Annotated in this window: 14 protein-coding genes, 1 tRNA gene and 2 other RNA genes; 10 read left to right on the top strand and 7 right to left on the bottom strand. The window is 56.0% G+C overall.

The genetic code is table 11. The features are described from left to right. The first annotated feature begins 79 nt into the window (after positions 1-79). The 4 genes from EGK14_RS13500 (at position 80) to EGK14_RS13485 (ending at position 972) form a co-directional block, all read left to right on the top strand. Positions 80-155, top strand: a tRNA-Lys gene (locus EGK14_RS13500). 31 nt (positions 156-186) lie between these two features. Then, a non-coding RNA gene (locus EGK14_RS13495) (RtT sRNA) lies at positions 187-311 on the top strand. Positions 312-342: 31 nt separating this feature from the next. Next, positions 343-467, top strand: a non-coding RNA gene (locus EGK14_RS13490) — RtT sRNA. 154 nt (positions 468-621) lie between these two features. Next, positions 622-972 (top strand): FlxA-like family protein, encoded by a 351-nt coding sequence (locus tag EGK14_RS13485; protein ID WP_125289612.1) that lies wholly within the window; start codon positions 622-624, stop codon positions 970-972. On the opposite strand, the gene EGK14_RS13480 is transcribed toward EGK14_RS13485, so the two are convergent. Continuing rightward, positions 969-1,889, bottom strand: coding sequence for a LysR family transcriptional regulator (locus EGK14_RS13480; protein WP_125289611.1), 921 nt, complete (start codon positions 1,887-1,889; stop codon positions 969-971). The genes EGK14_RS13485 and EGK14_RS13480 overlap by 4 nt on opposite strands. Positions 1,890-1,984: 95 nt before the next feature. Between EGK14_RS13480 and EGK14_RS13475 the strand changes: the two genes are divergently transcribed. After that, positions 1,985-3,001 (top strand): bile acid:sodium symporter family protein, encoded by a 1,017-nt coding sequence (locus tag EGK14_RS13475; RefSeq protein ID WP_125289610.1) that lies wholly within the window; start codon positions 1,985-1,987, stop codon positions 2,999-3,001. 32 nt (positions 3,002-3,033) lie between these two features. Here the strand turns inward: EGK14_RS13475 and EGK14_RS13470 are convergent, their stop codons facing one another. The 3 genes from EGK14_RS13470 to zipA all read right to left on the bottom strand — a co-directional run bounded on the left by EGK14_RS13470 (position 3,034) and on the right by zipA (position 6,379). After that, positions 3,034-3,249, bottom strand: coding sequence for a DUF3820 family protein (locus EGK14_RS13470; protein WP_125289609.1), 216 nt, complete (start codon positions 3,247-3,249; stop codon positions 3,034-3,036). After that, a complete protein-coding gene (ligA, locus tag EGK14_RS13465) occupies positions 3,250-5,268 on the bottom strand; it encodes an NAD-dependent DNA ligase LigA (protein WP_125289608.1) in 2,019 nt (672 codons plus the stop codon). It lies immediately after the preceding gene. Positions 5,269-5,341: 73 nt separating this feature from the next. Then, positions 5,342-6,379, bottom strand: coding sequence for a cell division protein ZipA (gene zipA / locus EGK14_RS13460; protein ID WP_125289607.1), 1,038 nt, complete (start codon positions 6,377-6,379; stop codon positions 5,342-5,344). A gap of 219 nt (positions 6,380-6,598) precedes the next feature. On the opposite strand from zipA, the gene cysZ reads away from it, so the two are divergent. From cysZ to crr, 5 genes are all read left to right on the top strand, one after another. After that, positions 6,599-7,360, top strand: a complete 762-nt coding sequence (gene cysZ / locus EGK14_RS13455) for a sulfate transporter CysZ (protein ID WP_125289606.1) — start codon at positions 6,599-6,601, stop codon at positions 7,358-7,360. 128 nt (positions 7,361-7,488) lie between these two features. Then, on the top strand, positions 7,489-8,457 hold the full coding sequence (cysK, locus tag EGK14_RS13450) for a cysteine synthase A (RefSeq protein WP_125289605.1): 969 nt from the start codon (positions 7,489-7,491) through the stop codon (positions 8,455-8,457). 389 nt (positions 8,458-8,846) lie between these two features. Continuing rightward, a complete protein-coding gene (ptsH, locus tag EGK14_RS13440; protein WP_125289603.1) occupies positions 8,847-9,104 on the top strand; it encodes a phosphocarrier protein Hpr in 258 nt (85 codons plus the stop codon). Positions 9,105-9,289: 185 nt separating this feature from the next. Beyond that, positions 9,290-11,017 carry a phosphoenolpyruvate-protein phosphotransferase PtsI gene (gene ptsI / locus EGK14_RS13435; protein WP_125289602.1) on the top strand — a complete coding sequence of 576 codons (1,728 nt, stop codon included), beginning with the start codon at positions 9,290-9,292 and terminating at the stop codon, positions 11,015-11,017. 43 nt (positions 11,018-11,060) lie between these two features. Then, on the top strand, positions 11,061-11,564 hold the full coding sequence (gene crr / locus EGK14_RS13430) for a PTS glucose transporter subunit IIA (RefSeq protein ID WP_125289601.1): 504 nt from the start codon (positions 11,061-11,063) through the stop codon (positions 11,562-11,564). Between the two features lie 51 nt (positions 11,565-11,615). Here the strand turns inward: crr and EGK14_RS13425 are convergent, their stop codons facing one another. Genes EGK14_RS13425 through EGK14_RS13415 form a run of 3 tightly spaced genes read right to left on the bottom strand, consistent with a single transcriptional unit; the run spans position 11,616 to position 14,383 of the window. Further along, entirely contained in the window at positions 11,616-12,299 is a 684-nt protein-coding gene (locus tag EGK14_RS13425; RefSeq protein ID WP_125289600.1) for a GntR family transcriptional regulator, read from the bottom strand. Between the two features lie 57 nt (positions 12,300-12,356). After that, positions 12,357-13,706 carry an ATP-binding protein gene (locus EGK14_RS13420; RefSeq protein WP_125289599.1) on the bottom strand — a complete coding sequence of 450 codons (1,350 nt, stop codon included), beginning with the start codon at positions 13,704-13,706 and terminating at the stop codon, positions 12,357-12,359. After that, positions 13,703-14,383 (bottom strand): response regulator transcription factor, encoded by a 681-nt coding sequence (locus EGK14_RS13415; protein ID WP_125289598.1) that lies wholly within the window; start codon positions 14,381-14,383, stop codon positions 13,703-13,705. Before EGK14_RS13415 ends, EGK14_RS13420 begins: the two co-directional genes overlap by 4 nt. Positions 14,384-14,416 lie beyond the last annotated feature (33 nt).

Below are 14,416 nucleotides of genomic sequence, written 5' to 3'. Positions count from 1 at the left end.
GGTGATTAGCTCAGTTGGTAGAGCATCTCCTTTACACGGAGGGGGTCGGCGGTTCGAGCCCGTCATCACCCACCACTTCGGGTCGTTAGCTCAGTTGGTAGAGCAGTTGACTTTTAATCAATTGGTCGCAGGTTCGAATCCTGCACGACCCACCAATGTAAAAAGGCGCCCTAAAGGCGCCTTTTTGCCGTGCGTAATTCGGGCAGGGTTCGAACCTGCAGCAGGTCGGGTCGACCAAAGGGAGACAGCGTTGCCGCAGGCAACGACCCGAAGGGCGAGGCTTCAGCCGAGTCATCCTGCACGACCCACCAATGTAAAAAGGCGCCCTAAAGGCGCCTTTTTGCCGTGTGTCATTCGGGCAGGGTTCGAACCTGCAGCAGGTCGGGTCGACCAGAGGGAGACAGCGTTGCCGCAGGCAACGACCCGAAGGGCGAGGCTTCAGCCGAGTCATCCTGCACGACCCACCAATGTAGAAAAGTTAACTTTCGCACATGCCTTTTGCCGGCAACGTAATTTTCCGCCCCCTTTTCAAATCCTTATCACTTCTTTTACGCTTTATAAGTTCAAGTCTCCTGGGATGCTTACCGATAACCGTAGTGGTTAATTACAAAGGAGATAGCGATGACAACGATTACAACCAGTACCAACACTTCGATCGGTTCCGGCAGCTCATCGACCGGTGCGACGTCTAAAATTGCTGCGTTGAACAAGCAGGTAGTCAACCTGCAAAACCAGCTAAAATCGCTGGCGACGGATACCACCCTCACCGATGAGCAAAAAACGGAGCAGGAGCAGGTTATCAACAGCCAGATCCAGCTGCTGCAGGCGCAGATCGCCCAGCTTGAGCAGCAGCAGACGCAGAAAGCTCAGGACAAAAAGGAAGCACAGCAGGATCCGACTGCGGCCTACAGCAAAGTAGCCGACGGCGTAAACCGGCCAACCGCAGCTAATTCGCTCAACGTTTATATCTAAAACGCAGGCGCAAGCGCGCGTTGCTGCGTCAGCAGGGCAGCCTGCTGACGCACTTCCTGCCAGATAGCTTCCGCCGCGGGCGACAGCGAGCGGTTTTTGCGTCTGACCAGCATAATCGAGCGATTGATTTCCGGCGTTATTCTTCTTACCAGTAGCGGCCTCCCCTGCGGCAGCGGCAGCGCAAGCGCCGGCAAAATGCTGATGCCTATTCCCGCTTCCACCATTGGATAAAGCGTCGCCGGATGCCCTATCTCCTGCACGATGTCCACTTTTACCTGTTGCTGGCGCAACGCCTCGTCGATTAATACCCGACTGCCCGATGAATAGTCCTGGAGCACCAACAGCCGCCGGTTCAGCATCTGCCAGCTAATTTTTTTCTCTGCGGCGAGCGGATCGTCCTGACGACAGAGCAGCAGAAAGGGTTCCTCCAGAATCGCTTCGTCCTCCAGATCCTCTACCTGGAGCGGCCCTATGACGATCCCGAAATCCACTTCCGCATTGCGGATGCTTTGCAGTACCCACTGCTGGGGCCTGTCGCGAAGCATGATTTTAATTTCAGGAAAATGCAGCTGACTGGCGGCCAGACACTGTGGCATCAGATGCGCGGAAATCGTCTGGCTGGCGGCGATCCTGACCGTGCCGCTGCGCTGCTGACCGTAGCTGCGCACGTCCAGCAGCGTGGTATTCAGCTCTTCTAACAGGCGCTCCAGGCGACTGGCCAGCTGTACGCCGGCTTCGGTCAGCATCACTTCACGCGTCGTGCGATCGAGCAGACGAATACCCATCTCGCTTTCCAGCTCTTTGACGCTGTGGCTGACGGCCGACTGGCTCAGTCCTATCATCTGGCCCGCGTGGCTGAAACTCCTCTGCTGCGCGACGGCGACAAATACCCGCAGCTGCCTGAGCGTATAATTCATCGATTTAACTCATATATGAATTCAATAAATCAATTTTATTTCTAAACACTGCTGACGCACAATAGCGGCATTGATTTATTAACGAGGCATTAACAATGCGGTTTCTCCGGCTCGATCCCATGATGGTTAAACTGATTATTACCGTACTGCTGGCAACATTTCTGCCCGCGCGCGGCCACTTTGTGACTTTCTTTGAATGGCTGACCACGGCCGCTATCGCCCTGCTGTTTTTTATGCACGGTGCCAAGCTGTCACGTGAAAAAATCATTGCCGGCGGCGGCCACTGGCGGCTGCATTTATGGGTAATGATCAGTACCTTCGTGCTGTTTCCTTTGCTCGGCCTGCTGTTTGTGTGGTGGCATCCACTACCGGTCAGCGCAGAAATCTATACCGGCTTCCTCTACCTCTGTATTTTGCCCGCGACCGTGCAGTCGGCGATTGCGCTTACTTCACTGGCAGGCGGCAACGTGGCGGCTGCGGTGTGCAGCGCGTCGGCTTCCAGCCTGCTGGGCGTGTTTATCTCTCCGCTGCTGGTCGGGCTGGTGATGAACGTGCATAACGATGCCGCCAACGGCAGCCTGACGCAGATCGGCAGCATTATGCTGCAGCTGCTGGTGCCTTTTATTCTGGGACATATCTCACGTCGCTGGATTGCAGAGTGGGTTGAAAAACATCGCGGGCTGATTGGTAAAACGGATCAGGCTTCTATTCTGCTGGTAGTCTATTCCGCCTTTAGCGAAGCGGTGGTAAACGGCATCTGGCACCGCGTCGGCGCGATGACCCTGCTCTACATCCTGATCGGCAGCCTCGGTATCCTGTTTGTGGCGCTGACCCTTAATCTGCTGGCCGCGCGTCTGTTTGGCTTTAACCGGGCGGATGAGATTACCATCCTGTTTTGCGGATCGAAAAAGAGTCTGGCGAACGGTGTGCCAATGGCGAATATTCTGTTTCCTTCTGCTGCGGTCGGCATCATCGTGCTGCCGCTGATGATTTTCCATCAGGTACAGCTGATGGTCTGCTCTGTGCTGGCGCAACGCTATAAAAAAGCCGGAGAAAAACAGGCGGACAAGCAGGTGCAGAAAGCTAAAACGGTGGTGGAATCGCAGAAATAGCCGCAGCGGGGGAAGCAACTTCCCCCGGTACTTCAGCTTTTTTTGAGTGGTTTAAGCAGGCCTTCCAGGCCTTCAATCTTTATTGCCAGCGTAAGACGCATTAACTCGCCCAGATGGCCTGCCGGAAATTCATCCTTACGCGCAAACCACAGCAGATAAGGCTCCGGCAAATCTATCAGGAAACGCCCTTTATATTTTCCAAAGGGCATTTCGGTGTTGGCAATCTCAATCAGGTGCTCTTTTTCCATTTATTCACCCAGCAGTCGAATCATCTCCGCTTCGTCGATCACCGTAATTCCCAGCTCCTGCGCCCTGGCCAGCTTGGAGCCTGCTGCTTCCCCGGCAATCACCAGATCGGTTTTTTTCGAGACGCTGCCGCTGACTTTGGCGCCCAGCGTGGTCAGGCGATCTTTGGCCTCATCGCGCGAAAGCTGCGTCAGCGACCCGGTCAGCACCACGGTTTTACCGGCAAAAGGACTGTCGATCTCCTCCGCTTTGACTACCGCAACCGCTGGCCAGTGAATACCGGCCTCTTCCACCAGCTGGCGGATAACCTCGCGGTTGCTCTCCTCGTCCATGAAATTTCGCACATGGGCAGCCACTACCTTACCGACATCCTGCACGCCGATCAACGCGTCCAGATCGGCGCTGATGATGCTTTCCAGCGAGCCAAAATGCGCGGCGAGATTGGCCGCCGTCGCCTCGCCCACTTCCGTAATGCCCAGCGCATAGAGGAAACGGGCCAGCGTGGTTTGCTTCGATTTTTCCAGCGCGTCCACCACATTCTGCGCAGACTTCGGCCCCATGCGCTCCAGACCGGTGAGCTTGCCCGCGGTCAGCTTATACAGGTCGGCAGGCGTTTTGACGTACTCTTTTTCCACCAGCTGATCGATAATTTTATCGCCCATGCCGTCCACGTCCATTGCACGGCGGGAAACGAAATGTTTTAACGCGCCTTTGCGCTGCGCGCCGCAAATCAGGCCGCCGGTGCAGCGCGCCACCACTTCGCCTTCTACACGCTCCACGTCCGAACCGCAAACCGGGCAGTGTACAGGGAATTCTACCGCTCTGGCATCTGCCGGACGATCGGCTTCGATCACGCCGACCACCTGCGGGATAACGTCACCCGCACGGCGGATCACCACCCGATCGCCGATACGCAAGCCCAGACGGTCTATCTCATCAGCATTGTGCAGCGTGGCGTTGCTGACCATCACGCCCGCGACCTGTACGGGCTCCAGCCTGGCGACAGGGGTAATCGCGCCCGTCCGGCCAACCTGAAATTCAACGTCGCGCACGTGCGTCATCTGCTCCTGAGCCGGGAACTTAAACGCTATCGCCCAGCGCGGCGCGCGCGCCACGAAGCCCAGCTGCTCCTGGAGATCCAGCGAGTCCACTTTGATCACCACGCCATCAATATCGAAGCCCAGCGTAGCGCGATCCTCTTCCACCTTGCGGTAGAAAGCCAGCACCTCTTCCGGCGTATGGCAGAGGCGTACACGGTCACTGACCGGCAGCCCCCACGCCTTGAACTGTTGTAGACGGCCCAGGTGGCTGCGCGGCATCTCGCCGCCTTCCAGCAGCCCCAGCCCGTAGCAGAAAAACGTCAGCGGACGCCTGGCGGTAATACGCGGATCGAGCTGGCGCAGCGACCCGGCCGCTGCATTACGCGGGTTGGCGAAAACTTTACTGCCGGTACGCCGCGCTTCTTCGTTCAGCGCCTCGAAACCGGCCTGCGGCATAAAAACCTCACCGCGTACTTCAACGCGTGCCGGGATATTGTCACCGTGCAGCCGCAGCGGTATAGCGCGGATAGTGCGCACGTTAGAGGTAATATTCTCGCCGGTGGTGCCGTCGCCGCGCGTTGCCGCCCGCACCAGCAGGCCGTTCTCATACAGCAGGCTGACGGCCAGGCCGTCCAGTTTTAGCTCACAGCAGAAAGTGATTTCATCAACGCTTTTCAGCCTGTCCTGCACGCGTTTGTTAAAGGCAAGGTAGCTTTCATCATCGAAAGCATTGTCCAGCGACAGCATCGGGATTTCATGACGTACCTGCTCAAACGCGCTCAGCGGCGCGGCGCCTACGCGCTGGGTCGGCGAATCGGGCGTCACCAGATCGGGATGCGCCGCTTCCAGCTTGCGCAGTTCGCCCATCAGGCGATCGTATTCCGCGTCAGGCACTACCGGCTCATCAAGGACGTGATACTGGTATTCGTAATGGCGGAGCGTGGTTTGTAGAGCGATGATTTTGTCTTGTACGGATTCCATAGCGGCACCATAGCGATAAAAAACCCCCGGCTGGCGGGGGTCTTGTGTACAGAGAGGAAGGCGTGCCGGTAACTCAGGCATTCGCCTCAATAACGTCACGAATGCGGTTTTTATAGGTCTCCAGCTTTTGCGGCGTCATCATGCGCCGCTCGTCGTCCAGCACCACGCCGCCAACGTCGTCAGCGATGCGCTGGGCGGACTGCAACATCAGCTTAAAGTTCTGATTCGCATCGCCGTAGGAAGGCACCATCATAAAGATAGAGACGCCAGGCGTAGAAAAATCTGACATTTCATCAGGATTAAACGAGCCGGGCTTGACCATGTTCGCCAGGCTAAACAGCACCGGCCCGCTGCCCGCCGGGCTGAGATGACGATGGAAAATGTTCATTTCGCCAAACTGGAAACCAGCCTGCAGCACGCCCTGCAGGAGCGCCTCGCCGTTCAGTACGCCGCCGGCGTGGGCGCTGACATGCAGCACCAGTACCGTCTCTTTAGGTTTTTCCTGCGGTACGACCGGGCGTTCAGGCTGCGGCGCGGGTTCCGGCGCCGGCTCGACGAAGGTCGGTTCAGGCTGAACCGGCTGCGAAGGCTGCGGCCGTGCCGGAGCGGACTGAACCGGCTGAGACGGCTGCGGCTGTACCGAAGCAGGCTGAACCGGCTGAGGCTGTACCGGAGCAGACTGAACCGGCTGCGGCGCCTCCGGCTGCCTGCGGCCTGCCGGAACGGACGGTTCATCATCGGTTTCCTGCGGCAAATCGCCGCCGAAGAGCGGATCCAGCTCGGGAGACTCATCGACCGGGTGCTGATGACGAACGGGTTCTGGCTGAGCGCGCGGTTTTACCGGGCGCGGCGGCGCCTGCTCGTCAAAGCTGCCGACCACCGGCTCATCTTCTTCTGCTTTACGCGGACGCAGGCTTTTGCCGCGAGCGCTGCCCGCGTCATCATCGACGTCGTCAAAAGCCTCTTCTCTATCCTGTTTTAAACGTTTGTGAGGACGATCGCGAAAAACGGATGAGCGCTCTTTACGGCTGGTCCAGAAGCCGTGAAGCAGAAGCGCTATTATAGCGATCGCGCCAACAACGATTAATATCAGACGCAAATCCTGCATCATTGTATTCTCTGTTGTTCCAATACCTTGCCACCGCGGCAAACTTTATCCCCTAACTGTATTTGCCCCGCTGCACAAGTGCAAGTCCGTGCAGTATTTTCTGACAAATAAGCGTGAAACGACACGGTTATTTGCTGTTTTTTCGCGCAAATCTCTTCTGCTCAGCGCAAACGGCTGAGTTATGATAGCCGCGCACGGCTTGTTAACTTAAGGAAAGCAGACATGGCTCTTCATCGTACCGGCGCTTCCGGCAATGGGATCCACTATTTTGCCCGGGGCTGGCAGCTGATCCGACTGCCCGGCATTCGCCGCTTTGTTATTGTGCCTCTGGCGCTTAATTTTTTATTGATGGGCGGCGCGTTCATCTGGCTGTTCTTCAAGCTGGAGCAGTGGCTGCCCGCTTTAATGTCTCATGTACCCGACTGGCTGCACTGGCTCAACTATCTGCTGTGGCCGCTAACGGTTATTTTTGTGCTGCTGGTATTCAGCTATTTTTTTTCGACCGTCGCTAACTGGATAGCCGCGCCCTTTTGCGGGCTGTTAGCCGAACAGCTGGAGGCTAAACTCACCGGAAAACCGATGCCGGACAGCGGCTGGGCGGGCATGGTGAAGGATGTCCCGCGCATTATGAAGCGCGAATGGCAAAAACTGGCGTGGTATCTGCCACGCGCGCTCGTTCTGCTACTGCTCTATTTCATCCCCGGATTTGGGCAAACGGTCGCGCCTGTGCTGTGGTTTTTATTCAGCGCCTGGATGCTGTCGATTCAGTACTGTGATTATCCATTTGATAACCATAAGGTCAGTTTTCGGCAGATGCGTACATCGCTAAAGCGGCATAAAACGGATGTGATGCAGTTCGGCGCGCTGGTGAGTTTATTTACCATGGTGCCGATACTGAATCTGGCGATTATGCCGGTGGCCGTTTGCGGCGCGACCGCCATGTGGGTCGATCGCTATCGCGGCGCGCTGGGGCAGGTAAAATAAGGCTTATGCTTTTTGCTTCACCCTTATTGCCGCAGAACATATATATATACTATTTCTTTACTTCCTTGAAAAATTGAACCGGGTATGCTTGATGCAGTTCCCATTTTTCATACAGTTAAGGACGGGTTATGAGTAAGATCTATGAAGACAATTCGTTAACAATCGGCCATACGCCTCTGGTTCGCCTGAACCGGATTGGTAACGGACGCATTCTGGCTAAAGTCGAATCCCGTAACCCGAGCTTCAGCGTAAAATGCCGCATCGGCGCCAACATGATTTGGGATGCCGAGAAAAGAGGCATTCTGAAACCTGGCGTTGAACTGGTTGAACCAACCAGCGGCAACACCGGCATTGCGCTGGCCTACGTAGCCGCCGCGCGCGGCTACAAGCTGACGCTGACCATGCCGGAAACCATGAGCGTGGAGCGCCGCAAGCTGCTGAAGGCGCTGGGCGCGAATCTGATCCTGACGGAAGGCGCCAAGGGCATGAAGGGCGCAATTGCCAAAGCGGAAGAAATTGTCGCCGGCGATCCGGACAAATTTGTGCTGCTGCAGCAGTTCAGCAACCCGGCCAACCCGGAAATTCATGAAAAAACCACCGGCCCGGAAATCTGGGAAGATACTGACGGCGAAGTCGACGTCTTTATCGCTGGCGTGGGCACGGGCGGCACGCTGACCGGCGTCAGCCGCTATATCAAAAATACCAAAGGCAAAAAAGATCTGATCGCCGTCGCGGTAGAGCCTGCGGATTCACCGGTCATTGCTCAGGCGCTGGCTGGCGAGGAGATCAAGCCTGGCCCGCATAAAATTCAGGGTATTGGCGCCGGTTTTATCCCTGGCAACCTGGATTTGGATCTGGTCGACCGCGTGGTGGCTATCACTAACGAGGAGTCTATCTCTACGGCGCGCCGTCTGATGGAGGAAGAAGGCATTCTGGCCGGGATATCCTCTGGCGCTGCGGTTGCCGCTGCTCTCAAGCTGCAGGAAGATGAAGCTTTTGCCAATAAAACTATCGTGGTGATCCTGCCTTCTTCCGGCGAGCGTTATTTAAGTACGGCGCTGTTTGCCGATCTCTTTACCGAGAAAGAATTACAGTAGCGATTGCGATTGCCTGAAACTGTCTGAAAAAGCACCCGCCAGGGTGCTTTTTTGTGGAGCACGTCAAACTTTTGCCACTTCCCACATTGCTTTTACCTGCGGGTGTCTGGTATCTAAGCAACCAATTATTTCGAACCTCAAAATTAATCGCTGCGTGAATTGCCCGTAGCTGAATCGATTTACCGGTTTGGCGCGAAAGCAGAAAGCACGGCATAATGAAGAGGGAGAAAGCGCAGCCGGTGTGCCATGTTATCCGCGCGCTATCTGTCATATTCGGCGCATTTCTGGCACGTTGTTAAACACGGACCTGCGCGAGACATTCAGGCCAAAGCGGCGCCGCCAGGCTAAGCTTTGGAATAACGCCAAATAAATTAAGTTGGGGAAACAACATGTTCCAGCAAGAAGTCACCATTACCGCGCCTAACGGTCTACACACTCGCCCTGCCGCTCAGTTTGTTAAAGAAGCTAAGGCTTTCGTTTCTGAAATTACCGTGACCTCCAACGGCAAATCTGCCAGCGCCAAAAGCCTGTTTAAACTGCAGACGCTGGGCCTGACTCAAGGCACCGTCGTGACGCTTTCCGCAGAAGGCGAAGACGAGCAGAAAGCCGTTGAGCATCTGGTCAAACTGATGGCCGAACTCGAATAAGCGCCAGCTTTTTCTACGCGACAGGCACTTTATTGCAACATAATTGATCGCGGACAGCATGTCCGCGTTGTTGTTTTAATACAGTGGAGCGCCTGTCAGATGCGGGTGGCCGCCGGGTTTCTCGCCGGTGCCGGGTTCGCCGCAGTTTCTCGCTCGCGATTATCAGTAATTAAAAAGGTAGGGTTATGATTTCAGGCATTTTAGCATCACCGGGTATCGCTTTTGGCAAAGCGCTTCTGCTGAAAGAAGATGAAATAGTCATCAACCGGAAAAAAATTACTACCGACCAGGTTGAGCAGGAAGTTCAGCGTTTTCTCGATGGTCGCAGCAAGGCTGCCGCGCAGCTTGAGGCGATTAAAACCAAAGCCGGAGAAACCTTCGGTGAAGAGAAAGAGGCCATCTTTGAAGGCCACATCATGCTGCTGGAAGATGAAGAGCTTGAGCAGGAAATCATAGCCCTGATTAAAGACGAGCTGGCTTCAGCCGACTCGGCCGCCCACTCCGTGATTGAAGGCCAGGCGAAAGCGCTGGAAGAACTGGACGACGAGTACCTGAAAGAGCGCGCCGCTGACGTGCGCGACATCGGTAAACGTCTGCTGCAAAACATTCTTGGCCTGCATATCGTCGATCTCAGCGCCATTGCCGAAGAAGTGCTACTGGTTGCCAAAGATCTGACGCCGTCTGAAACCGCACAGCTGAACCTGAACAAAGTGCTTGGGTTTATCACCGACCTGGGCGGCCGCACCTCCCACACCTCCATCATGGCGCGCTCGCTGGAGCTGCCGGCCATCGTCGGCACGGGCGACGTGACCAGCCAGGTGAAGAATGGCGATTATCTGATTCTGGACGGCGTGAACAACCACGTTTACGTCAATCCAACGCCGGAGCAGATCGACGAACTGAAAGCTATCCACACCCAGTACGTGACGGAAAAGAACGATCTGGCCAAGCTGAAAGATCTGCCTGCGGTAACGCTTGACGGTCATCAGGTTGAGGTCTGCGCCAACATCGGCACCGTGCGTGATGTGGCTGGCGCGGAGCGTAACGGTGCAGAGGGCGTAGGCCTCTACCGTACCGAGTTCCTGTTTATGGATCGCGACTCGCTGCCGAGCGAAGAAGAGCAGTTCCAGGCCTACAAAGCCGTGGCGGAAGCGATGGGTTCACAGGCCGTTATCGTGCGCACGATGGACATCGGCGGTGATAAAGATCTGCCGTACATGAACCTGCCGAAAGAGGACAACCCGTTCCTGGGCTGGCGCGCCATCCGTATTGCTATGGATCGCCCGGAAATCCTGCACGCCCAGCTGCGCGCTATCCTGCGCGCCTCCGCTTTCGGCAAGCTGCGCATCATGTTCCCAATGATAATTTCCGTTGAGGAAGTACGCACGCTGAAGGCCGAGCTGGAAACGTTGAAGGCGCAGCTGCGTGAAGAAGGCAAAGCTTTTGACGAGCAGATTGAGGTCGGCATTATGGTGGAAACGCCCGCTTCAGCCGCAATCGCCCATCATCTGGCTAAAGAAGTCGATTTCTTCAGTATCGGCACCAACGACCTGACGCAGTACACGCTGGCGGTCGATCGCGGTAACGATCTGATTTCGCATTTGTACAACCCGATGACCCCTTCCGTGCTGACGCTGATCAAGCAAGTTATTGACGCATCTCATGCTGAAGGGAAATGGACAGGGATGTGTGGTGAGCTGGCAGGCGATGAACGTGCTACACTACTGTTACTGGGAATGGGGCTGGACGAATTCAGCATGAGTGCCATTTCTATCCCGCGCATCAAAAAAATTATTCGTAATACGAATTTTGAAGATGCAAAGGCGTTAGCAGAACAGGCTCTGGCTCAACCGACAGCGGAAGAGTTAATGAACCTGGTCAACAAGTTCATTGAAGAAAAAACACTCTGCTGAGATCCAGAAGCGCTGGCCAAATATTACTGCTTAGGAGAAGATCATGGGTTTGTTTTCAAAACTTTTTGGCGATAAGTCAGATACCGCATCTGGTGCCATTGAGATCGTGGCACCGCTGTCCGGCGAAATCGTAAACATTGAAGACGTGCCGGACGTGGTATTTGCGGAGAAAATTGTTGGCGACGGTATCGCAATCAAACCTGCCGGCAACAAAATGGTGGCGCCTGTTGACGGTACCATCGGTAAAATCTTCGAAACCAATCATGCATTTTCCATTGAATCGGACAGCGGCATTGAGCTGTTCGTTCACTTCGGGATTGATACCGTTGAACTGAAGGGTGAAGGGTTTAAGCGTATCGCTGAAGAAGGCCAGAAAGTGAAGAAAGGTGACGTGATCATCGAATTCGATCTGCCTTTGCTGGAAGAAAAAGCGAAATCTACGCTGACGCCGGTGGTGATCTCCAATATGGACGAGATCAAAGAGCTGGTTAAGCTGACGGGTAGCGTTACCGTGGGCGAAACACCGGTGATCCGCATTAAAAAGTAAGCCGCCGTGTCTGTCTGAAAGGTCGCCTGAGCAATCAGGCGGCCTTTTTTTTCAGGCCAACGCGTCGCGCAGGCTGGGTACTTCTTCTATCTCATCCAGCGACAGCTGTAGCTCAAGTTCGTGCATATGATGGTGCATTAACTGCTGCGCGCGGTGGTTGTCACCCGCCTGCAGCGCAGCAACTATCGAGCTGTGCTGTTCGCAGTGGCTGGCCGGATCCTCATTGCGCTGGTAGAGCGCGACGATCAGTGAACTACGTACGGTAAGATTGGCAAGGATTTCACTGAGCACGCGATTATCGCTGATTTCTGCCAGCAAAAGATGGAACTGCGACAGCTGACGTACAATTTCCAGGCGGTTATTGCTGGCAATCGCCTCTTTTTCCGCCTGACGCTGCGCGATCAGCTCCGGCTGATAGCGCTGCATCTGCTGCGTGGTGATACCGGCTATAATGGCACTCTCTACCGCTCGCCGGGCGGTAAAGACCTCCCGGGCCTCGCGCGCTTCCGGTTTGGCGACCATCGCGCCACGATGCGGTTCAATGGTGACGATATGCTGCATCGCCAGACGCTGTAGCGCACTCTGCACGTGATTGCGGTTGGCCACCAGCACCTCGACAATCTGGGCTTCGATTAACCGTGTGCCCGGCTTAAGCCGATGCTGCGCAATGGCGTTGGAGATGGCATCCACAATCCGCTGCACTTCCTGTTGCTTACTGGGCGACGCTTTATTCATCCTTTACCTCATAAATGCGAATAAAAGGTGTCGGACAATGATAGCATCCTCGTTAAGCTAAGCCACCCAGTGCGGCAGCTTCAGCGTCAGTTCCAGCCCGCCGTTTTTACCATTCACCGCGCTGACCTCGCCCTGATGCGCCAGGATCACCTTACGCACGATTGACAGCCCCAGGCCATAGCCCTTCCCCGATAGCGGCGAATTCACGCGTACAAACGGATCGAAAATGCTGGAAAGCTTGTCCGCATCCACGCCAGGCCCCTGATCGCTGACGCCGATGGTGAGCCAGCCGCTGTCCTGCTGCAGCGAGATCCTGACCTGCTGCCCCTGCCCGGAAAAACGCAGTGCGTTACGCACCACGTTTTCCACTGCGGAACGGATCAGCTTGGCATCGCCTTTAACCGTATAGTCGCCGCTCTGGCCCGCCTCCAGCATGATTTCCACACCGGAACCCTGAGCCTCATAACGCGCATCGTTGGCGACCGCCTCCAGCAGCCCAAACAAATCGAAATACTGCTCGTCCGGCAGGCTTTGATGCTCGGCACGTGACAGCGTCAGCAGCTCGCCGATCATCTTATCCAGCCGCCGCGCCTCTTCGTCGATCCTGTCGAGCGATTGCCCTACCGACTCCGGCGTTTGCCGCGCCAGACCGGTCGCCAGCTGAAGACGCGCCAGCGGCGAGCGCAGCTCGTGAGAAACATCGTGCAGCAGCTCTTCGCGCGCCTTAACCAGCACGGAAAGGCGTTCAACCATGGCATCAAAGTCCCGCGCCACCACCGACAGCTCGTCATGTCGCCGACGCATTTCAGGAAACAGCCGCACGGAGAGATCGCCTTTGGAGACGCGATCGAAACCTTCACGCAGCTGACGCATAGGCCGGGTCAGGTTCCACGCCAGAAACAGGCTGAACAGCAGCCCGCCGCCGCCCGCGATAAACAGCATGGGTTCAGGAATATTCAGAAAGCTACGGTGGCCACCGGCCATATGGCTGTCTTCGCGCAGTCCCTGCACGTCGTAGCGCAGCTGATACTGCTGACCATCGGCACCGGTCACCCATTCGATCACTTCTTTCGGGAAAGCGCCGGGCCGTAAATCACGATTAAGATCGCCGTGTGGCAGCTCCTGTGGCGGCTTTTTCATCACCTGTACCGAGAAGAAACGGCGATCGTTAGCGGACCAGTCCGCCATCATATCGTTAAGCGCATCCATGCCGCCGCGCTGCAATACCGAGACGGCCGAGGTCATCTGCAAATTAACGATGCGCCGGGCCGCCAGATTTTCCGGCGGTTCGTGGTGCCGGCCATACAGGGAAAAGCTCAGCCACAGCAGCTGGCTCATAATCAGAAACGTCAGCCAGAAACCCAGCAGGATCTTCCAGAAGAGCAGCCCGCGTAAGCCCGCCGTCATCGGATGCGATAGCCGATGCTACGAACGGTTTCAATGGTGATGGCGTCACGGGTTAAAGCGGAAAGCTTCTGACGAATATTACTGATATGCACGTCCACGCTGCGATCGTAGGCTTCGCGAGGACGACCCAGCCCCTTTTCCGACAGCTCATCTTTAGAGACCACGCGGTCGGGCGAGCGCAGCAGCAGATCCAGCAGATTAAATTCCGAAGCGGTGAGATCGAACGGCTGCTTCTGCCATTGGCTGATACGCGTGGCCGGGTTTAGCGTCAGCTCGCCCCAGCTGACCACTTCACGGCTTTCCACCACCACCGGCTGTTCTTCAACGCGGCGCAGCACGGCGCGCAGCCGGGCGACCAGCTCGCGCGGATAGCAAGGTTTAGGCATATAGTCATCGGCCCCCATTTCCAGGCCGATGACGCGGTCGATATTGTCGCCCTTCGCTGTCAGCATGATGACCGGCAGGCGGCTACTCTGCCGCACCTGACGCAGCACATCAATGCCGCTCATATCCGGCAGCATGATATCCAGGATCATTGCGCTATAGCCGCCCGACATCGCCCCTTCAATCCCTGCTTTGCCGCTCAGCACCAGCGTGGCGTCAAATCCTTCGGCAATCAGATACTGGCTGAGCATGGTGCCCAGCTCCAGATCGTCATCAACCAGTAAAATTTTCATGCGTTATCTCTCTCCAGGCCAGGCACTATTTTC

Source organism: Erwinia sp. 198 (assembly GCF_003937915.1).
Classification (GTDB): domain Bacteria; phylum Pseudomonadota; class Gammaproteobacteria; order Enterobacterales; family Enterobacteriaceae; genus Erwinia; species Erwinia aeris.
The sequence above is the reverse complement of the archived record's forward strand: the minus strand, read 5'-3'. Positions and strand labels throughout refer to the sequence as shown.